Annotated in this window: 21 protein-coding genes; 19 read left to right on the top strand and 2 right to left on the bottom strand. The window is 65.0% G+C overall.

The genetic code is table 11. From position 1 onward, the window contains the following. The first annotated feature begins 89 nt into the window (after positions 1-89). The 19 genes from EH199_RS03745 (at position 90) to EH199_RS03655 (ending at position 18,792) form a co-directional block, all read left to right on the top strand. Positions 90-464 carry an NADH-quinone oxidoreductase subunit A gene (locus tag EH199_RS03745; RefSeq protein ID WP_124807926.1) on the top strand — a complete coding sequence of 125 codons (375 nt, stop codon included), beginning with the start codon at positions 90-92 and terminating at the stop codon, positions 462-464. Then, positions 461-1,021, top strand: a complete 561-nt coding sequence (locus EH199_RS03740) for an NADH-quinone oxidoreductase subunit B family protein (protein WP_124807925.1) — start codon at positions 461-463, stop codon at positions 1,019-1,021. Before EH199_RS03745 ends, EH199_RS03740 begins: the two co-directional genes overlap by 4 nt. A 10-nt stretch (positions 1,022-1,031) precedes the next feature. Then, positions 1,032-1,850, top strand: a complete 819-nt coding sequence (locus tag EH199_RS03735; protein WP_124807924.1) for an NADH-quinone oxidoreductase subunit C — start codon at positions 1,032-1,034, stop codon at positions 1,848-1,850. Beyond that, positions 1,847-3,058, top strand: a complete 1,212-nt coding sequence (locus EH199_RS03730) for an NADH-quinone oxidoreductase subunit D (RefSeq protein WP_124807923.1) — start codon at positions 1,847-1,849, stop codon at positions 3,056-3,058. The genes EH199_RS03735 and EH199_RS03730 overlap by 4 nt, the downstream gene beginning before the upstream one ends. Positions 3,059-3,251: 193 nt before the next feature. After that, a complete protein-coding gene (locus tag EH199_RS03725; RefSeq protein WP_124807922.1) occupies positions 3,252-3,602 on the top strand; it encodes a nuclear transport factor 2 family protein in 351 nt (116 codons plus the stop codon). Further along, positions 3,602-4,270, top strand: coding sequence for an NAD(P)H-dependent oxidoreductase subunit E (locus tag EH199_RS03720; RefSeq protein WP_124807921.1), 669 nt, complete (start codon positions 3,602-3,604; stop codon positions 4,268-4,270). Before EH199_RS03725 ends, EH199_RS03720 begins: the two co-directional genes overlap by 1 nt. A gap of 3 nt (positions 4,271-4,273) precedes the next feature. Beyond that, a complete protein-coding gene (gene nuoF, locus EH199_RS03715; protein ID WP_124807920.1) occupies positions 4,274-5,566 on the top strand; it encodes an NADH-quinone oxidoreductase subunit NuoF in 1,293 nt (430 codons plus the stop codon). Further along, entirely contained in the window at positions 5,566-7,575 is a 2,010-nt protein-coding gene (gene nuoG / locus EH199_RS03710; protein ID WP_124807919.1) for an NADH-quinone oxidoreductase subunit NuoG, read from the top strand. The genes nuoF and nuoG overlap by 1 nt, the downstream gene beginning before the upstream one ends. Positions 7,576-7,693: 118 nt before the next feature. After that, positions 7,694-8,770 carry an NADH-quinone oxidoreductase subunit NuoH gene (gene nuoH, locus EH199_RS03705; protein WP_370449656.1) on the top strand — a complete coding sequence of 359 codons (1,077 nt, stop codon included), beginning with the start codon at positions 7,694-7,696 and terminating at the stop codon, positions 8,768-8,770. Continuing rightward, positions 8,767-9,252: an NADH-quinone oxidoreductase subunit NuoI gene (gene nuoI, locus EH199_RS03700; protein ID WP_124807918.1), complete on the top strand. Its 486-nt coding sequence runs from the start codon at positions 8,767-8,769 to the stop codon at positions 9,250-9,252. The genes nuoH and nuoI overlap by 4 nt, the downstream gene beginning before the upstream one ends. 112 nt (positions 9,253-9,364) lie before the next feature. Next, positions 9,365-9,982, top strand: coding sequence for an NADH-quinone oxidoreductase subunit J (locus EH199_RS03695; RefSeq protein ID WP_124807917.1), 618 nt, complete (start codon positions 9,365-9,367; stop codon positions 9,980-9,982). Next, on the top strand, positions 9,982-10,287 hold the full coding sequence (gene nuoK, locus EH199_RS03690; protein ID WP_124807916.1) for an NADH-quinone oxidoreductase subunit NuoK: 306 nt from the start codon (positions 9,982-9,984) through the stop codon (positions 10,285-10,287). The genes EH199_RS03695 and nuoK overlap by 1 nt, the downstream gene beginning before the upstream one ends. A 10-nt stretch (positions 10,288-10,297) precedes the next feature. Continuing rightward, positions 10,298-12,352 carry an NADH-quinone oxidoreductase subunit L gene (gene nuoL / locus EH199_RS03685; RefSeq protein ID WP_124807915.1) on the top strand — a complete coding sequence of 685 codons (2,055 nt, stop codon included), beginning with the start codon at positions 10,298-10,300 and terminating at the stop codon, positions 12,350-12,352. Then, positions 12,349-13,884, top strand: coding sequence for an NADH-quinone oxidoreductase subunit M (locus tag EH199_RS03680; protein WP_124807914.1), 1,536 nt, complete (start codon positions 12,349-12,351; stop codon positions 13,882-13,884). Before nuoL ends, EH199_RS03680 begins: the two co-directional genes overlap by 4 nt. Continuing rightward, positions 13,884-15,347 (top strand): NADH-quinone oxidoreductase subunit NuoN, encoded by a 1,464-nt coding sequence (gene nuoN / locus EH199_RS03675; RefSeq protein WP_124807913.1) that lies wholly within the window; start codon positions 13,884-13,886, stop codon positions 15,345-15,347. The genes EH199_RS03680 and nuoN overlap by 1 nt, the downstream gene beginning before the upstream one ends. Positions 15,348-15,368: 21 nt before the next feature. After that, positions 15,369-16,100: a biotin--[acetyl-CoA-carboxylase] ligase gene (locus EH199_RS03670; RefSeq protein ID WP_124807912.1), complete on the top strand. Its 732-nt coding sequence runs from the start codon at positions 15,369-15,371 to the stop codon at positions 16,098-16,100. Beyond that, positions 16,084-16,863, top strand: coding sequence for a type III pantothenate kinase (locus EH199_RS03665; RefSeq protein WP_124807911.1), 780 nt, complete (start codon positions 16,084-16,086; stop codon positions 16,861-16,863). Before EH199_RS03670 ends, EH199_RS03665 begins: the two co-directional genes overlap by 17 nt. Next, positions 16,860-18,512: a ribonuclease J gene (locus EH199_RS03660; RefSeq protein ID WP_124807910.1), complete on the top strand. Its 1,653-nt coding sequence runs from the start codon at positions 16,860-16,862 to the stop codon at positions 18,510-18,512. Before EH199_RS03665 ends, EH199_RS03660 begins: the two co-directional genes overlap by 4 nt. A 7-nt stretch (positions 18,513-18,519) precedes the next feature. Continuing rightward, on the top strand, positions 18,520-18,792 hold the full coding sequence (locus tag EH199_RS03655) for a DUF1467 family protein (RefSeq protein WP_124807909.1): 273 nt from the start codon (positions 18,520-18,522) through the stop codon (positions 18,790-18,792). Between the two features lie 6 nt (positions 18,793-18,798). Here the strand turns inward: EH199_RS03655 and phoB are convergent, their stop codons facing one another. Both phoB and phoU read right to left on the bottom strand, forming a co-directional pair. Continuing rightward, positions 18,799-19,488: a phosphate regulon transcriptional regulator PhoB gene (gene phoB / locus EH199_RS03650; protein ID WP_124807908.1), complete on the bottom strand. Its 690-nt coding sequence runs from the start codon at positions 19,486-19,488 to the stop codon at positions 18,799-18,801. Positions 19,489-19,577: 89 nt separating this feature from the next. Beyond that, positions 19,578-20,264: a phosphate signaling complex protein PhoU gene (gene phoU / locus EH199_RS03645; protein ID WP_124807907.1), complete on the bottom strand. Its 687-nt coding sequence runs from the start codon at positions 20,262-20,264 to the stop codon at positions 19,578-19,580. Positions 20,265-20,266: the final 2 nt, after the last annotated feature.

Genomic DNA, 20,266 nt, shown 5'->3' with positions numbered 1-20,266 from the left:
ACTGCCCTTGCGGGCGCTGCACGGCACTTGCGCGCGGGCGGCGTCGGGACTAGGGCGCGGAGCGAACACCAGCTAGGCGAGTCAGCCCCTTGGTCGATCTGTCACAATATCTGCCGATCCTGATCTTCCTCGGGATCGCTCTCGCGCTTTCCAGTGCCTTTGTGTTCCTGCCGATGGGCGTTTCCCGCTTGACGGGAACCTACAATCCCAACGCGGAGAAGCTCAGCGAGTACGAATGCGGCTTCCCCGCGTTCGAGGACCCGCGCAGCCAGTTCGACGTCCGGTTCTACCTGGTCGCGATCCTGTTCATCATCTTCGATCTGGAAGCGGCGTTCCTGTTTCCCTGGGCGGTCAGCCTGAAGGAAACGGGCTGGGCCGGCTGGTTCACGATGATGCTGTTCCTGGCGGAACTGGTCGTCGGGTTTGCCTACGCCTGGAAAAAGGGAGCGCTGGATTGGGAATGAGCAACATGGTCACCGCTCCGACTGCAACCGGCGCTGCCGCCGGCTCCGCCATCACCGCGCCCGATCAGGCGTTCTTCGAAAGCCTCAATGCCGAGGTTTCGGACAAGGGCTTCCTCGTCACCTCGACCGAGGAACTGTTCCAGTGGGCGCGCACCGGTTCGCTGTGGTGGATGACGTTCGGCCTGGCCTGCTGCGCGGTCGAGATGATCCACGTGAACATGCCGCGCTACGACATGGAGCGCTTCGGCGTCGCGCCGCGCGCATCCCCGCGCCAGTCGGACGTGATGATCGTGGCCGGCACGCTGTGCAACAAGATGGCCCCGGCGCTGCGCAAGGTCTATGACCAGATGTCGGACCCCAAGTACGTCATCTCGATGGGATCGTGCGCCAACGGCGGCGGCTATTACCATTACAGCTATTCGGTGGTGCGCGGCTGCGACCGCATCGTGCCGGTCGATATCTACGTGCCGGGCTGCCCGCCCACTGCCGAGGCGCTACTCTATGGCGTGATGCAGCTGCAGCGGAAGATCCGCCGCGTCGGCACGCTCGAGCGTTGAGGAGAAGGGCATGACGGTCGTTCATTCCGCCCCGCGCTTCACCTCGAACGAAGGCGTGCTGGACACGCTTTCGGCGGCGCTGGGCGCCATGCTGGTTTCGGCGAAGGAAGAGCATGGCGAAGTCCTGCTGACCGTCGCGCGCGACCGCGTGGAGGATGCGCTGCGCCTGCTGCGTGACGGGCACGAATACCAGCAGCTCATGGAAATCGCCGGCGTCGACTATCCGCAGCGGCCCGACCGTTTCGAGGTCTGCTACTGCCTGCTGTCGCTGACGAAGAACCATCGCGTGATCGTCAAGGTTTCGACCGACGAGGCGACGCCGGTGCCGACGGTGACGACGCTGTGGCCCGTCGCCGGCTGGTACGAGCGCGAGGTTTACGACATGTTCGGCGTGCTGTTCGCCGGCCATCCGGACTTGCGCCGCATCCTCACCGACTACGGCTTCCAGGGGCATCCGTTCCGCAAGGACTTCCCCCTGACCGGCTATGTCGAACTGCGCTATTCCGAAGAGGACAAGCGCGTGGTCTATGAACCCGTCGAACTGGCGCAGGACCTGCGGCAGTTCGATTTCATGAGCCCGTGGGAAGGCGCGGAATACGTGCTGCCGGGCGATGAAAAGGCGGCGGCTTCGCCCGCGCCGGCGGCGCCCGCCCCTCCGCCCAAGGTCGATACGCCGAAGGTCACCGAAAAGCCCGCCGATACCGGCGCCGGCGACAAGGCCAATGCCGAGGCTGCGAAGCCGGTCGAAGGCTCGCCCAAGACGACGGCCAAGGACGAACCCGGGGCTCCCGCAAAGACCGACCGCAAGGTTGAAGGAGACGGCGCATGAGCTTCCAGCTCGAAGAATCGCCGACCACCGGCGACGAGGTCATCACCAACTACACGATCAACTTCGGCCCCCAGCACCCGGCGGCGCACGGCGTGCTGCGCATGGTCATGGAGCTGGACGGCGAGATCATCGAGCGGATCGATCCGCACGTCGGCCTGCTTCACCGCGGCACCGAAAAGCTGATCGAGTACAAGACCTATACCCAGGCGCTCCCGTACTTCGACCGGCTCGACTACTGCTCGCCGCTGGGCATGGAGCACTCCTACGTGCTCGCGGTCGAAAAGCTGCTCAACCTCGAGGTGCCGCTGCGCGGTCAGTACCTGCGCGTGCTGTTTGCCGAGCTGACGCGCATCTGCAACCACATGCTCAACATCGGGTCGCACGTCATGGACGTGGGCGCGATGACGCCGAACCTGTGGCTGTTCGAAATCCGCGAGGACTGCCTCAACTTCTTCGAGCGCGCTTCGGGCGCGCGGATGCATTCGGCCTGGTTCCGCCCCGGCGGCGTGCATCAGGACGTGCCGCTGAAGCTGCTGACCGACATTGGCGACTGGCTCGACACGCGCCTGCCGCAGCTGTTCGAGGACGCGATGAGCCTCCTCATCGACAACCGCATCTTCAAGCAGCGCAACGTCGATATCGCGGTGGTCAGCAAGGAAGACGCGATCCGCTGGGGCTTTTCCGGCCCGATGATCCGCGGCTCGGGCATCGCGTGGGATCTGCGCAAGGCGCAGCCCTATGACGTCTATGACCGCATGGACTTCGAAATTCCGGTCGGCACCAGCGGCGATTGCTATGATCGCTTCATGGTGCGCGTGGAGGAAGTCCGCCAGTCCGCGCGGATCATGAAGCAGTGCCTGGCCGAAATGCCCGAAGGCCCGGTCAGCTCGGCCGACCGCAAGGTGGTCCCGCCCAAGCGCGGCGAGATGAAGAGCTCGATGGAATCGCTGATCCATCACTTCAAGCTCTATTCGGAAGGCTTCCACGTTCCGGCCGGCGAAGTCTATGTCGCCACCGAAAGCCCCAAGGGCGAATTCGGCGTCTATCTCGTCTCGGACGGCAGCAACAAGCCGTACCGCTGCAAGATCCGGCCGACGGCGTTCAGCCACCTTCAGGCGATGGACTTCATGTGCAAGGGCCACATGCTGCCCGACGCGACCGCGATCCTTGGCGCCATCGACGTGGTGTTCGGGGAGTGCGACCGGTGATCGGGAAGCGTCTCCATATCGTTGTAACCGTCGTTTTGACTACTGCGATGCTTGCTTCGCTGTGGCTGTTCATCATCCCACACATGCATGATGGAACTCCGCTCACGGTCGGCAAGGTTATCGCAATCCTTATGGTTCCCGTTGCAGTCTTGTGGGCTGTCTTCGTTCGTCCGGCGGCCGCAAGGACCATCAAATGAGCAACCTTGCCACCGCCAAGGCCATGATCGCCGCCTACAACGCGCAGGACGTGGATACCTACGTCTCGTACATGACCGACGACGCCTGCGAGGCGAACTATCGCGGCGATGTCGTGCGCGAGGGCAAGGAAGGCACGCGTTCGGGCCTTACCGCCGCGTTCGCCCGCTGGCCGCAGAACCATGCTGAAATCCGCGACGCGCAGGCGATCGGCAACTACGTGCTGATGCGCGAACACGTCACGCGCGGCCCCGCCACCGACGGATCGGCCCTGGTCGAACCGTTCGACGTGATCGCAGTCTATACTTTCGAGGGCGACAAGTGCTCTCGAGTGGAGTTTATTCGCTGATGGCTGACCGCTACATCGAACCGGATACCCCGGAACTGCGCGCCCGCTGGGGCGCCTTTGCCTGGACTGCCGAGAACGCGGAGAAGGCGAAAGAGATCGTGGCGCGCTACCCCGAAGGGCGGCAGCGCTCGGCGGTGATGCCGTTGCTCGATCTGGCCCAGCGCCAGGTCGGCGCGGAACTGAACACGCAAGGCTGGCTGCCGATCCCGGTGATGGAATACGTCGCCGCCTATCTCTCCATGCCGATCATCCGCGTGGTCGAGGTCGCGACGTTCTACACGATGTACAACATCGCGCCGATCGGCCGTTTCCACGTGCAGGTCTGCGGCACCACGCCGTGCATGCTGCGGGGGTCGGACGACATCATCGCCGCGTGCAAGAAGCGCGGGATGAAGGCGGGGCACATCACCGATGACGGCCTCTGGTCGTTCACCGAGGTCGAATGCATGGGCAACTGCGCTTCGGCCCCGATGGTCCAGATCAACGACGACAACTACGAGGATCTGACCCCCGCCGACATGGAACGCATCCTCGACGAACTGGCGGCGGGCAAGCAGCCCAAGACCGGTACGCAGCTTCCCGGCCGCCACACGGTGGAACCGGCCGGCGCGCTCAGCAACCTGACCGCGATGGTCGGTGAAAACCACGATTATCGGGGGGAATGGTAAGCCATGGCTCTCGCCGACAAGGACCGCATCTTCACCAACGTCTACGGCTACCAACCGTGGAACCTGCCTGCCGCGCAGGCGCGTGGGGACTGGGATAACACCAAGGCGCTGCTCGAACGCGGGCAGGACGGCATCATCGAGGAAATCAAGGCGTCCGGCCTGCGCGGCCGTGGCGGCGCGGGCTTCCCCACCGGCATGAAGTGGTCCTTCATGCCAAAGGAGAGCAAGGACGGCCGGCCCAGCTTCCTGGTGATCAACGCCGACGAATCCGAGCCGGGTTCGTGCAAGGACCGCGAGATCATCCGCCACGATCCGCACAAGCTGCTGGAAGGCGCGCTGGTGGCCGGCTTCGCGATGCGCGCGCGGGCGGCCTACATCTACATTCGCGGCGAATATATCCGCGAGGCCGAGACGCTGTTCGCCGCGCGGGACGAGGCCTATGCCGCCGGCCTGCTGGGCAAGAACGCCTGCGGTTCGGGCTATGACTTCGACGTCTTCGTCCATCGCGGCGCGGGCGCCTACATCTGCGGCGAAGAAACCGCGATGATCGAGAGCCTGGAAGGCAAGAAGGGCCAGCCGCGCCTCAAGCCGCCGTTCCCGGCTGGCGCGGGCCTCTATGGCTGCCCGACCACGGTGAACAACGTCGAATCGATCGCGGTCGCGCCCACCATCCTGCGGCGTGGCGCTTCGTGGTTCTCGTCCTTCGGGCGCGAGAACAACAAGGGCACCAAGCTCTTCCAGATCAGCGGGCACGTCGAACGGCCCTGCGTGGTCGAGGAAGAGATGTCGATCCCGTTCAGCGAACTGATCGAGAAGCACTGCGGCGGCATCCGTGGCGGCAAGGACAACCTGCTGGCCGTGATCCCCGGCGGTTCCTCGGTCCCGCTGGTTCCGGCGGCGGAAATCTGGGACGCGCCGATGGATTTCGACGGGCTGCGCGCGCTAGGCTCGGGCCTTGGCACCGCCGCCGTGATCGTGATGGACAAGTCCACCGACATCGTCCGCGCGATCGCCCGCCTGTCGCACTTCTACAAGCACGAAAGCTGCGGCCAGTGCACGCCGTGCCGCGAAGGCACCGGCTGGATGTGGCGCGTGATGGAGCGCCTGCGCACGGGTGACGCGGCGGTCGAGGAAATCGACATGCTGTTCAACGTGACCAAGCAGGTCGAAGGCCACACCATCTGCGCCCTGGGCGACGCGGCCGCCTGGCCGATCCAGGGCCTGATCCGCCACTTCCGCCCCGAACTGGAACGCCGGATCGCCGAACACGGCGCCGTGCGGGAGGCTGCAGAGTAATGCCCAAGGTCAAAGTCGACGGCGTAGAACTCGAAGTTCCGGCAGGCGCCACTGTCCTGCAGGCGTGCGAGCTGGCCGGCAAGGAAATCCCGCGCTTCTGCTATCACGAGCGGCTGAGCATCGCCGGCAACTGCCGCATGTGCCTGGTCGAAGTGAAGCCCGGACCGCCGAAGCCGCAGGCATCGTGCGCGCTGCCGGCCGCCGAGGGGCAGGAAATCCGCACCGACAGCGAGATGGTCAAGAAGGCGCGCGAAGGGGTGATGGAGTTTCTCCTCATCAACCATCCGCTCGATTGCCCGATCTGCGACCAGGGCGGCGAATGCGACCTGCAGGACCAGTCGGTGGCCTACGGCCGGGGCGGTTCGCGCTATCACGAGAGCAAGCGCGCGGTCACCGAGAAGTACATGGGGCCGCTCATCAAGACGGTGATGACGCGCTGCATCCACTGCACCCGCTGCGTGCGCTTCTCCGAAGAGGTCGCCGGCGTGGACGAGATCGGCGCGCTCTATCGCGGTGAAAGCACCCAGATTTCGACCTATCTGGAGCACGCGGCGAAGCACGAGCTTTCCGCCAACGTGATCGACCTGTGCCCGGTCGGCGCGCTGACCAGCCGTCCCTATGCCTTCGAAGCGCGGCCGTGGGAGCTTAAAAAGACGCTCTCGATCGACGTTTCGGACGCGGTGGGCGCCAATATCCGGCTCGACAGCCGGGGTCGCGAAGTGCTGCGCGCGCTGCCGCGCGTGAACGACGACGTGAACGAGGAATGGCTGTCGGACCGTGGCCGCTACATGGTCGATGGCCTTACCCGGCGCCGGCTCGACAAGCCGTGGCTGCGCCGTGACGGCAAGCTGCAGGCGGCCAGCTGGGCCGAGGCGTTCGACGCCATCGCCCGGATCAACCCGGGCTCATCGGTCGCGGTGATCGCGGGCGACCAGGTCGATTGCGAAACGATGTTCGCCGCGAAGAAGCTGGCCGGCGCGCTGGGGTCCTCGCTGCTCGAAGGCCGCCAGACGGGCATGGCCTATGACACGTCGAGCCTGGCGGCGGTGAATTTCAATTCGACGCTGGCTGGGATCGAGGATGCCGACGCGATCCTGATCGTGGGTAGCCAGATCCGCGACGAGGCCCCGCTGCTCAACGTCCGCCTGCGCAAGGCGGTGAAGAAGGGCGCGAAGGTCTTCATCATCGGCCCGGCATGGGAGCCGACCTATTCGGCGACCTTCCTGGGCGATGATGCCGCCACGCTGAACGCTTTGCCGGCCGATGTCGCCGATGTGTTCGCCAAGGCGGCCAAGCCCGCGATCATCATCGGTGCCGCCGGCATCGTGAAAGGCGCGCGCGAGGCAGGCCTGGCCTTCGCCGAAAAGTTCAACCTGGTGCGAGAGGGCTGGAACGGCTTCAACGTGGTCCACATGGCGGCCGCGCGCATGGGCGGGCTGATGCTGGGCTATGCGCAGAAGGGCGGCCTTGCCGATATCGTCGCAGCCAAGCCCAAGCTGGTGATTTCGCTCGGCGCGGACGAAGTGGATTGGACCCAGTTCGCCGGCAGCATGATCGTCCACATCGGCCATCACGGCGACAAGGCGGCCCATGTCGCCGACGTGATCCTGCCGGGCGCTGCCTACAGCGAGAAGGACGGCACCTACGTCAACACCGAAGGCCGCGTGCAATATGCCGAAAAGGCCGTTTTCGCGCCCGGCGACGCGCGCGAGGACTGGAGCGTCCTGCGGGCTATGGCCGATGCGCTGAAAGTCTCGGTCGGGTTCGACAGCTTCGACGAATTGCGCATTGCCATGATCGCGGACGTGCCGGCACTGGGTGCCGAGGGACTGGCCGATTACGGCGCGCTGCCCGCTGCCCCCGCCGGGGCGAAGGCGGAAGGCGTGATCGCCGGCTACCCGATCAAGGATCGTTACCTCACCAACGCGATCTGCCGCGCCAGCCCCACTTTGCAGCGCTGCTCGGCCGAACTGCTCCATGGTGAAAGCTTCGCGGAGGCGGCCGAGTGAGCACGTCCAACACCATTGCCCGTCATGTCAGCGAAGGCTGGCATCTCACTCCGGATGGCGCTTCGCCTGAGGCACGAGACCCCAGCCTGCGCTGGGGTGACGGCTTGAGGGAGCCGTCATGACCGCTTTCTTTCAGGACTTTCACATTCTCTGGATTTCGTGGCTTCATGTCACGATGTCTTATGAGGCTGCGTGGACGCTCGCTACGATCGTTGGCATCCTGCTGATCGCGCTGCCGCTGATGCTCGGCGTGGCGATGATCATCTATGCCGACCGCAAGATCTGGGCGGCGATGGCGCTCCGTCGCGGCCCCAACGTGGTCGGCCCGTTCGGCCTGCTGCAGTCGTTCGCGGACGGCCTCAAGGTCATGCTGCAGGAAACGATCATTCCTTCGGCGGCCAACAAGGGCCTGTTCCTGATCGCCCCGATCATCACCTTCACCGTGGCGCTGATGGCCTGGGCGGTGATCCCGTTCAATTCCGGCGCGATCCTCGCCAACATCAACGTCGGCTTGCTCTATGTCCTCGCGATTTCGTCGCTGGGCGTTTACGGCACGATCATCGCCGGCTGGTCCTCGAACTCGAAGTACCCGTTTTTCTCGGCGATGCGCGCTTCGGCGCAGATGATCAGCTACGAAGTCTCGATCGGCTTCATCCTGATCTGCGTGGTGCTGTGGTCCGGCTCGTTCAACATGAACGAGATCGTCAAGGCGCAGCAGGGCCATGTGCTGGGGCTGTTCAACGGCTTCGTGTTCAACCCGCTGCTGTTCCCGATGTGGGTGATGTTCCTGATCTCGGGCATGGCGGAAACGCAGCGCGCGCCGTTCGACCTGACCGAGGCGGAGAGCGAACTCGTCGCCGGGTATCAGACCGAATATTCGTCGATGGCCTTCGCGCTCTACTGGCTGGGCGAATACGCCAACGTGCTGCTGATGTGCGCGCTCAACGCCACGTTGTTCTGGGGCGGATGGCTGCCGCCGCTCGACATTCCGGTGCTCTATCTGGTGCCGGGCGTCGTGTGGGTGCTGCTCAAGATCCTGTTCTTCTTCTTCATCTTCAGCTGGGTGAAGGCGACCGTACCCCGGTATCGCTATGACCAGCTGATGCGTCTGGGCTGGAAGGTGTTCCTGCCTGTCTCGCTGCTGTGGGTGTTCCTCGTCAGCGGCTACCTGATGCTTACGGGGCATTTCTCATGACCGTCGGACAGCTCATCAAGAGCTTCACCCTGTGGGAGTTCGTGAAGGCGCACTGGCTGACCTTGAAGTATTTCTTCAAGACCAAGGCGACGATCAACTACCCGTTCGAGAAGAACCCGCTTAGCCCGCGCTTCCGCGGCGAACACGCGCTGCGCCGCTATCCCAACGGCGAGGAACGCTGCATCGCGTGCAAGCTGTGCGAGGCGGTGTGCCCGGCCCAGGCCATTACCATTGAAGCGCAACCGCGCGAGGACGGCAGCCGCCGCACCACGCGCTACGACATCGACATGACCAAGTGCATCTTCTGCGGCTTCTGCCAGGAAGCCTGCCCGGTCGATGCCATCGTCGAAGGGCCGAACTTCGAATACGCGACCGAAACGCGCGAGGAACTGCTTTACGACAAGGCCAAGCTGCTGGCGAACGGCGACAAGTGGGAGCGCGCGATCGCTGCCAACCTTGAAGCCGACGCACCGTACCGGTAGGGGGCCGCACACACATGACTTCAGAAACCCTGCATCCGTTCGTGTCGAGCGAAGTCGAGACACGTCGCGCGAGGCTTCTCGACTTCGCTCGAAGCGAACGGGAGTTGTTGGCATGATCCAGGCATTTGCCTTCTATCTCTTCGCGACGCTCATGATTGTCTCGGGCGCCGTCACGATCCTGGCACGCAACCCGGTCCATTCGGTTCTCTGGCTGATCCTGGCGTTCTTCAACGCCGCCGGCCTGATGATCCTGGTGGGGGCCGAGTTCATCGCGATGCTGCTGGTCATCGTCTATGTCGGCGCGGTCGCGGTGCTGTTCCTGTTCGTGGTGATGATGCTCGACATCGATTTCGCCGAACTGCGCGCAGGGTTCGTGAAGAACTTTCCGCTGGGAATGATCCTGGCGCTGGTGCTGCTGTGCGAACTGGTGCTGGGCATCGGCGCCTATCGCGCCGGCGCGATGCAGCTTGGCACGGCGGACGGGACGGCCGCGCCGCTGGCCGGGGCATCCAACATCGAATCCATCGGGGCGCTGCTGTACACGCGCTACCTCTTCCTGTTCGAAGCGGCGGGCATCCTGCTGCTGGTGGCCCTGATCGGCGCCATCGTGCTGACGCACCGCCAGCGTGGCGGGGTGCGCGGCCAGAACGTGGCGAAACAGGTGGCGCGCCGTCCGGAAGAGGCGACCATCAACGTCAAGCCGGAAGTGGGCAAGGGGGTCAGCCTCTAATGATCGGCATCGAACACTATGTCGTCGTCAGCTCGATCATGTTCGTGCTCGGCGTGCTCGGCATCTTCCTCAACCGCAAGAACGTCATCATCATCCTGATGGCGATCGAGCTGATCCTGCTGTCGGTGAACCTCAACCTGGTCGCCTTCAGCGCCTTCCTGCACGACCTTGTCGGCCAGGTCTTCGCGATGTTCGTGCTGACCGTGGCGGCGGGCGAGGCGGCGATCGGCCTTGCGATCCTGGTCATCTACTTCCGTGGCCGCGGCACCATCGCCGTCGACGACGTCAACCGGATGAAGGGCTGAGTACGCGATCATGTCTGCCATCCACATCATCGTCTTCCTGCCGCTGCTGGCGGCGATCATCGCCGGGCTGGGCAACAAGCAGCTGGGCAATGTTCCCGCCAAGGTGGTGACGACCGGCGCGCTGTTCATCTCGTGCGCGCTGTCGTGGCCGATCTTCCTGTCGTTCCTGTCGGGCCATGCCGAGGCGCATGTCTCGCCGGTGCTGCACTGGGTGACCTCGGGCAATCTCGATTTCGCCTGGGCGCTGCGCGTCGATACGCTGACGGCGGTCATGCTGGTGGTCATCACCAGCGTCTCCGCGCTCGTGCACCTCTATTCGTGGGGCTACATGAGCGACGAGCCTGACCAGCCGCGCTTCTTCGCGTACCTGTCGCTGTTCACCTTCGCGATGCTGATGCTGGTGACCGCCGACAACCTGGTGCAGATGTTCTTCGGCTGGGAAGGCGTGGGCCTCGCCTCGTACCTCCTGATCGGCTTCTGGTTCCGCAAGCCCAGTGCCAATGCCGCCGCGATGAAGGCCTTCGTGGTCAACCGCGTGGGTGATCTTGGCTTCATGATGGGCATCTTCGGCACCTTCCTGGTGTTCGGCACGGTTTCCATTCCCGCGATCCTCGAAGCCGCGCCGGGCATGGCCGGATCGACGATCGGCTTCCTCGGCCACCGTTTTGACACGATGACGGTGCTGTGCCTGCTGCTGTTCATCGGCGCGATGGGCAAATCGGCGCAGCTTGGCCTGCACACCTGGCTGCCGGACGCGATGGAAGGCCCGACGCCGGTTTCGGCGCTGATCCACGCCGCGACGATGGTCACCGCCGGCGTGTTCATGGTCTGCCGCCTTTCGCCGATGTTCGAAACCAGCCCGACGGCGCTGGGCTTCGTGACCTTCATCGGCGCGGCGACCTGCTTCTTCGCGGCGACCATCGGCACGACGCAGACCGACATCAAGCGCGTGATCGCCTATTCCACCTGTTCGCAGCTGGGCTACATGTTCTTCGCGGCGGGCGTCGGCGCCTATGGCGCGGCGATGTTCCACCTGTTCACGCACGCCTTCTTCAAGGCGCTGTTGTTCCTGGGCGCGGGTTCGGTGATCCACGCGATGCACCACGAACAGGACATGCGCTATTATGGCGGCCTGCGGAAGCACATCCCGATCACCTTCTGGGCGATGACGGCGGGCACGCTGGCGATTACCGGCGTCGGCATCGTCGATGTGGTGGGCTTCGCCGGCTTCTATTCGAAGGACGCGATCCTCGAGGCCGCGTTCGCGCGCGGGACCGAGCTTTCGCATTTCGCCTTCTTCATGGGCATCTTCGCCGCGCTGCTGACCAGCTTCTATTCCTGGCGGCTGGTGTTCCTGACCTTCTTCGGCAAGCCGCGGTGGGAACAGTCCGAACACATCCAGCACGCGGTGCACGACGCGCACGGCCATGGTCATGACGATCACGGCCACGAAGGTCACGGGCACGACGACCACGGGCATCATGGCCATCACAGCGATGGCACGGCTGGCTATCATCCGCATGAAAGCCCCGCGGTGATGCTCACCCCGCTTGTCATCCTGTCGATGGGCGCGATCTTCGCGGGGCTGGTGTTCAACCACGCCTTCGTCAGCGAAGGCACGGGCGAGTTCTGGAAGGGCAGCCTCGTGTTCAGCGAACACCTGATCCACGCGATGCACCACGTGCCGCACTGGGTGAAATGGGCGCCGTTCACGGTCATGGCTACCGGCCTGCTGATCGCCTGGTACGCCTATATCAAGAACACGAAGTTCCCGGCGGCGTTCGTTGACCAGTTCGGCTTCCTCTACCGGTTCCTTCTCAACAAGTGGTACTTCGACGAGCTTTATCACTTCATCTTCGTCCGTCCGGCAATGTGGCTGGGCCGGGTGTTCTGGAAGGTGGGCGATATCGGCATCATCGATCGCTTCGGCCCCAACGGCGCCGCCTGGGTGGTGGCCAAGGGCAGCCGCGCGGCGGTGAAGCTGCAGTCCGGGTATCTCTATAGCTATGCGCTGGTCATGCTGATCGGCCTGACGCTCGCAATCAGCTGGGTGATCGCACAATGACCGGGTTTCCGATCCTTTCGGTGATGTTGCTGGTGCCGCTCGTAACGGCGGTGGCCTGCCTCCTCGTCGATCGCGAACAGGCGCGCACCGTGGCGCTGGTGGGGACGCTGATCGATTTCGTCCTTGGCATGTTGCTGTGGGCGAACTTCGATACCGGCGGCGCGCAGTGGCAGTTCACCGAACACGCCGCGCTGTTCGCGGGCTTCGAATGGAAGCTGGGCATCGACGGCATCGCGCTGATGTTGATCGCGCTGACGGTTTTCCTGATGCCGGTGTGCATCGGCGCCAGCTGGCTGTCGATCGACAAGCGCCAGGGCGAATACTACGCCGCGTTCATGCTGATGGAAACGCTGATGATCGGCGTTTTCGCGGCGCAGGACCTGTTCCTGTTCTACATCATGTTCGAAGCCGGCCTGATCCCGATGTATCTGATCATCGGCATCTGGGGCGGGGCGGAGCGCATCTACGCCAGCTACAAGTTCTTCCTCTACACGCTGCTCGGCTCGGTGCTGATGCTGATCGCGATGTTCTGGATGGTGAACGAGGCGGGCACGACCGACATCCCGACGCTGATGGTCTACAACTTCCCGGTCCACGCGCAGACCTGGCTGTGGCTGGCCTTCTTCGCCAGCTTCGCGGTCAAGATGCCGATGTGGCCGGTCCACACCTGGCTGCCCGACGCGCACGTGCAGGCACCGACCGGCGGCTCGGTGATCCTGGCTGGCGTGCTGCTGAAGATGGGCGGCTACGGCTTCATCCGCTTCTCGCTGCCGATGTTCCCGGAAGCCTCGGCGCAGTTCGCGCCGCTGATCTGGGGCCTGTCGATGGCGGCGGTGGTCATCACCTCGCTGATCGCGCTGGTCCAGCACGACATGAAGAAGCTGATCGCCTATTCCTCGGTCGCGCACATGGCGATCGTGACGATCGGCCTGTTCGCCTTCAACGAACAGGGCCTCGAAGGCTCGATGATCGTCATGCTGAGCCACGGTCTGGTGGCGGGCGCGCTGTTCCTGTGCGTGGGCGTGATCTACGATCGCCTGCACACTCGCGAGATCGACCGTTATGGCGGCCTTGCCATCAACATGCCGAAGTACGCGCTGTTCTTCCTGCTGTTCACCATGGCCTCGATCGGCCTGCCGGGCACCAGCGGGTTCGTCGGCGAATTCCTGTCGCTGCTGGGCGTGTACCAGGCGTCGAGCTGGGTGGCGCTGATCTGCACCACGGGCATCATCCTGGGCGCGGCCTACATGCTCTACCTCTACCGCCGCGTGGCTTTTGGCGAACAGAAGAACGCCGATGCCGCCGCGATGCCCGATCTCGATGCGCGCGAATGGGCGATGATGGTGCCGCTCGCGGCCGTGGTGCTGTGGATGGGCGTCTATCCGCAGTCGTTCCTCGATCCGATGAAGAAGGACATCGCCGCGCTTGATGCGCGCCTTGCCCAGGCCCGGCCCAAGGGAGATGCCGACGTGAAGATGGGGGCGCCCAAGCCGGCCGCCGAACATGAAGTGCACGAAGGGGAGGCGCACTGATGGAACTCGTTCGCTCCCTTCTGATCGTCGCGCCGGAAGAAGTGCTCAGCATCTCCGGCCTGCTGCTCCTGCTGGTCGCCGCCTGGGGCGGTGACAAGGCGGCGCGGACGATCTCGATCCTGTCGGTCGCCGCGCTGACGGTCTGCGCGATCCTTGTCGCCCCCGCGCTGTGCGGCGGTGCGATGGGGCCGGATACCGAGGCATTCGGTGGCCAGTACAAGGCGGACGCCTTCTCGGCCTTCGCCAAGCTGCTGGTCTATGCCGGCGCCGGCGTCACGCTGATCGTCGCGCCCGCGTTCTTCGACCGGGTCCGCGCGATGCGGGCGGAATTCCCGTTGCTGGTGCTGTTCGCGGCGCTGGGCATGGGCATGATGGTTTCGGCGGGCGATCTGCTGACGCTCTACATCGGCCTCGAACTCAACAGCCTTGCCTCCTACGTCCTGGCCGCGTTCCTGCGCACCGATGATCGTTCGGCGGAATCGGGCCTGAAGTATTTCGTGCTCGGCTCGCTCGCCAGCGGCATCCTGCTGTTCGGCATGAGCTTGACCTATGGCTTCACCGGCACGACCAGCTTCGAAGGCATCCGCCTGGCCCTGTCGGGCTCGCTGTCGACCGGCGCTACGTTCGGCATCGTGTTCGTGCTGGCCGGCCTGGCCTTCAAGATCAGCGCGGCGCCGTTCCACATGTGGACGCCGGACGTCTACGAAGGCGCGCCGACGCCGGTGACGACGTTCTTCGCCACCGCGCCCAAGGCGGCGGCGCTGGCGCTGCTGATGCGCGTCAGCCTCGAAGCGTTTGGCTCGCAGCCGGGGGCGTGGCAGCAGATCGTGATCTTCGCGTCGCTGCTGTCGATCGTGATCGGCGCGCTGGGCGCGATAGGGCAGGCGAACATCAAGCGCCTGATGGCCTATTCCTCGATCAACAACGTCGGCTTCATGCTGATCGGCCTTGCGGCGGCGACGCCCAGGGGCGCGTCCGCCATGCTGGTCTATCTCGCGATCTATGTCGCGATGTCGATCGCGGGCTTCGTGGCCATCCTTTTGCTGCGCGACGAGAACGGCGAGGCGGTGGAAGCCATTTCCGACCTCGCCGGCCTGTCGAAGACCCGGCCGATGCTGGCGCTGGCGCTGGCGGCGGTGATGTTCAGCCTCGCCGGCATTCCGCCGCTGTTCGGCTTCTGGGGCAAGTTCGTGGTGTTCCAGGCCGCCGTGCAGGCCAATCTCGTGGCCCTCGCGGCCATCGGCATCGCAGCCAGCGTGATCGGCGCGTTCTATTACCTCAAGGTCGTCAAGGTCATGTACTTCGACGAGGCGGCGGACCGGGTGAAGGGCGAGATCGATCTGGCGCATGGCGTGTTGCTGGCAGCGTCGGCGCTGTTCATCTCGCCGCTGGGCTATCTGCTGACCAAGTGGATCGGGACGCTGGCCGACAACGCCGCCACGGCGCTGTTCCACGTCGCCTGACCGCGCGAAGGCTGTCCAGCCTTGATCGAAACCGTCGCTGAAATCCCCTCCACCAACGCCGCGTTGCTGGCGCGGGTGAGGGAGGGGGAAGCCGTGCCGGAAGGGCACTGGCTGGTGGCCGACCGGCAAAGCGCCGGGCGCGGGCGCGCCGGGCGCGTGTGGTCCGATGGCGCCGGCAATTTCATGGGATCGACCGCGGTGCAGCTGCGCGCCGGCGATCCACCGGCGCAGACGCTGGCGCTGGTGGCCGGGGTCGCCGTGTTCGATGCGGTGAAGGCCTGTGCCCCCGCGATCGCCGATCTGCGGCTCAAGTGGCCCAACGATGTGCTTGTGGGCCATGCCAAGCTGGTTGGCATCCTGCTCGAACGGCAACGCGAAGCGGTGGTGGTCGGAATCGGCGTCAATCTGGCGCAGTCCCCGCAGGTACCGGGTCGCGCCACGGCCAGTCTTGCCGCGCTGGGCTTTCCCGTGAGGCGGGATGCGTTCGCGGAGCGGCTGGCGGCGGCCTGGGCCGATGCATTGTTGCGCTGGCACCGGGGTGAATGGCCGCTGCTGCGGGGCGAATGGCTGGTGCGCGCGCATCCCGTCGGAACGCTGGTGACGGTCAAGGACCGCGATCAGGGCGAGATCATGGGCGCGTTCGGCGGCATCGACGAGGAGGGTGTGGCGCTTCTGCGCTTGGCGGACGGCTCCACCCGTGCCATCCACGCGGGCGATATTGAAATGGTGGGAACGGATGCTGCTCGCGATTGATGTAGGCAACACCAACGTTGTCTTTGCCCTCTATGCCGGACGGACGATCAAATCGCGCTGGCGCGTGGCGACCGACCCGCGCCGGACGGCGGACGAATACGCGGTCTGGCTGCTCCAACTGATGCAGTTGCAGGGCTTCGCGGCCGATGACGTCGATCAGATCATCGTTTCCACGGTCGTTCCGCGCGCGCTGCACAACCTGCAGGTGCTGGCTCAGAAGTACTTCCATCGCGATGCGCTGATCGCCGGGCAGCAGCCGATCGAATGGGGCATCGATATCGACGTGGACGAGCCGCGCTCGTTGGGGGCCGATCGCGCCGTGAACGCCATCGCCGCGCACGCCAAGTATCCCGGCGATCTGATCGTGGTCGATTTCGGCACGGCAACGACGTTCGACGTGGTGGATTTCAACGGTGCCTACAAGGGCGGGATCATCGCGCCGGGCATTAACCTTTCGCTGGAAGCGCTGGTCAATGCCGCCGCCAAGCTGCCGCGCATCGCCATCGCGCCGCCTAGCCGCACCAACAGTGTGATCGGGCGCAATACCGAGGATCAGATGCAGATCGGCGTGTTCTGGGGCTACGTTTCGCTGATGGAAGGGCTGATAGCACGAATGCGGGCGGAAGTGGGCCGGCCGGCCAAGGTGATCGCGACCGGCGGCCTTGCCGTGCTGTTCGGGGATCACACCACGATCTTCGATCATGTGGATACCGATCTGACGCTGGACGGTCTCGCGATCCTTGCAGAGCGTGCTCCCTCGTGAAGCCAGGAAAGGAACTGCTTTTCCTCGCCCTGGGTGGTTCGGGCGAGATCGGGATGAACGTCAACCTCTACGGGTGCGACGGCAAGTGGCTGATGGTCGATCTGGGGATGACCTTCGCCGACCCCTATTATCCCGGTGTGGATCTGGTTTTCGCCGATCTCGAGTTCATCGAGGAGCAGCGCGAAAACCTGCTGGGCGTGGTGCTGACCCACGCGCACGAGGATCACATCGGCGCGGTGCCCTATTTCGCGCAGGAACTGGGCGTGCCGCTCTTTGCCACGCCGTTCACCGCGCGGCTCGTCAACGAAAAGCTGGTCGAGGCGGGCATCGACGCGGACATCGAACTGAATGTCATTCCCAACGAGGGAGCGTTCTCGCTGGGGCCGTTCGATATCCGGTATGTGCCGCTGGCGCACTCGATCGCCGAAGGCAACGCGCTGCTGATCGACACGCCTTACGGCCGCGTGTTCCACACCGGTGACTGGAAGCTGGACGACGAACCGCGCATCGGCACGCCGGCGACCGAAGAGGAACTGACCGCGATCGGCGACGAGGGCGTGCTGGCGCTGGTGTGCGATTCGACCAACGTGTTCAACCCGGCCGCATCCGGTTCCGAAGGCGCGGTGCGCGCCGGCCTGCTGGAGACGGTCAGCTGCCAGCGCGGGCGGCGCGTGGTGGTGACGACGTTCGCTTCCAACGTGGCGCGGCTGCAGACGCTGGCCGAAGTGGCGCAGGCGACCGGGCGGCAGCTTTGCGTGGCCGGGCGATCGCTGGACCGGATCATCTCGGTGGCGCAGGCTTCGGGCTATCTCGAGGACTTCCCCGAAACGGTTAGCATGGACCGGGCCATGGACCTGCCGCGTGGCGAGATCATGGTGCTGGCGACAGGGGGGCAGGGCGAACCGCGCGCCGCGCTGGCGCGCATCGCCGCCGAACAGCACCCGATCCGTCTGGAGGAAGGCGATGTCGTGCTGTTCTCCAGCCGGCAGATACCGGGCAACGAACTGGCCATCGGCCGCGTGCAGAACGCGCTGGTGGGGCGCGGCGTGCGCATCGTGACCGACCGCCAGAGCATGATCCACGTTTCCGGCCATCCGGGGCGGCCCGAACTCGTCGCGCTCTATGACTGGCTGCGGCCGGAGATCCTCGTGCCAGTCCATGGCGAGATACGCCACATGGCGGAGCAGGCCCGGCTGGGGCTGGACGAGGGCATCCCGAAGGCGATCTTGCAGAAGAACGGCGATCTGCTGCGGCTGGCGCCCGACGGGCCGGTGAAGCTGACCGAGGTGCGCGCCGGGCGGCTCGTGCTGGATGGCGACATCATCGCGCCGGCGGATGGCGAGGCCATGGCAGCGCGGCGCAAGCTGGGGCTGAACGGGCTGGTTTCGGTGGCGCTGGCGGTGACGCCCGAAGGCCGGCTGGCCTCATCGGTCGATATCGGCAGCATCGGCCTGCCGTTGGACGAGGACATGGACCAGTTCGTGCAGGAAGCGCAGGCGGACGCCGCGCAGGCGGTCAAGGATCTGAAGGGCGACCGCAAGCGCGACAGGCTGGCGGTTGCCGAGACGGTGCGGCTGGCGGTAAGGCGGGCGGCGCAGCGCTGGTCCGGCAAGAAGCCGGTCGTCCAGGTCCTGCTGCGGGAAGGATAGGCCTGCCGTGCGCTGGACGTCGATCGTTGCGATCTATTCGCTGTTCTGGGTGTTCGCCGCCTTCCTGGTGATGCCGTTCGGCATTCGCACGCACGACGAACTGGGGATGGGCAAGGTGGACGGGCAGGCGCACAGCGCGCCCGGCAATTTCCGGCCCAAGCGGGTCGCGATCCGCGCCACCATCCTGGCGGCGATCCTGTTCGGGCTGTATTACGCGAACTACGTCAATCAGTGGGTCACCATCGACGATCTCGACTACGCCCGCAAACTGGGCGTCTGACCGGGTTTACGCGCCTTCCAGCGCGTAGCCCGCGGAACGCACCGTGCGTACCGGGTCGGCCGCTCCGGGGAGCGCGATCGCCTGGCGCAGGCGGCGGATGTGAACGTCCACCGTGCGCAGTTCGATGTCGCTGCCGCTGCCCCACACCGCATCGAGCAGTTGCCCGCGCGAAAAGACGCGGCCGGGGTGTTCCATGAAGTGGCGCAGCAGGCGGAATTCGGTGGGGCCGATCTTTATCGCCTGCCCGCGCCGCATGACGCGATGGGCGGTGGGATCGAGCGAAAGATCGCCCACGGTGATGGTCTCGCCGGCCAGTGCCGGGCGCACGCGACGCAGCACGGCGCCCACGCGGGCAATCAGTTCGCGCGGCGAGAACGGCTTGGTGACATAATCGTCCGCGCCGGTTTCCAGCCCGCGCACGCGGTCGTCCTCGTCGCTGCGGGCGGTGAGCATGATGATCGGCACATGCGCCGTGCTCTTGTTGCGGCGCAGGCGGCGGCAGACCTCGATCCCGCTGGTGCCGCCGATCATCCAGTCCAGCAGGACCAGATCCGGCGTATCCTCGGCGGCGAGAAGCAGGGCCTCGTCGCCATCGTCGGTGGTGCGCACGTCGTATCCTTCGCCACGAAACCGGTATTCGACCAGTTCGGCAAGCGCGGTATCGTCTTCAACCAGAAGCAGTTTCGGGGCAGACACGGCGAACCTCCATGACAGGCAGGTTGCGAAAGCACGACTAATGTTACGGTGTCATTACGTCAGGTCGCATTACCTCAGGCAGCTTTACCTCAGGCAGGCGGAATCACATCCTCGCGTTCCGGCAGATAGGCGCCCGTGGCGGCATAGTGGACCATCTCGGCGATATTGGTGGCATGATCGCCGATCCGTTCGATGTTGCGGGCCACGAACAGCAGTTGCGCCACGCTGGTGATCGTGGCCGGATTTTCGACCATGAACGACACGAAATTGCGGAACACGCTGTCGTAGAAGGCATCGACCGTGGCATCGCGCGCGACGATCTCCGCCGCCGCCACCGGATCGCGCGCGGCGAAGGCGGTCAGCACGTCGTGCACCATTTCCGCCGCCAGTTCGTTCATCGCGGGCAGCAGCGTCAGCGGTTCGAAGCGCTTGCGGCCCTCGATGTGGCCGACGCGCTTGGCGATGTTCTTGGCATAATCGCCGATGCGCTCGATCACCCCGGCGATCTTCAGCGCGGCCACGACTTCGCGCAGATCGTCGGCCATCGGCGCGCGCAGGGCGAGAACGCGGATCGAAAGGCGGTCGACTTCCGCCTCGAGCTGGTCGATCCGCTTGTCGCGGGCAATCACGGTATTGGCGAGTTCCTGATCGCCCCGGACCAGCGCGTCCATCGCTTCGCCCACCGAAAGTTCCGCCAGGCCGCCCATTTCCGCAACCAGGCCGCGCAGGCGGGTGATGTCCTCATCGAATGCCTTGACGGTATGTTCTGCCACCATCG

It is taken from the genome of Novosphingobium sp. LASN5T, assembly GCF_003856955.1.
In the GTDB taxonomy this organism is placed as follows: Bacteria; Pseudomonadota; Alphaproteobacteria; order Sphingomonadales; family Sphingomonadaceae; genus Novosphingobium.
The sequence above is the reverse complement of the archived record's forward strand: the minus strand, read 5'-3'. Positions and strand labels throughout refer to the sequence as shown.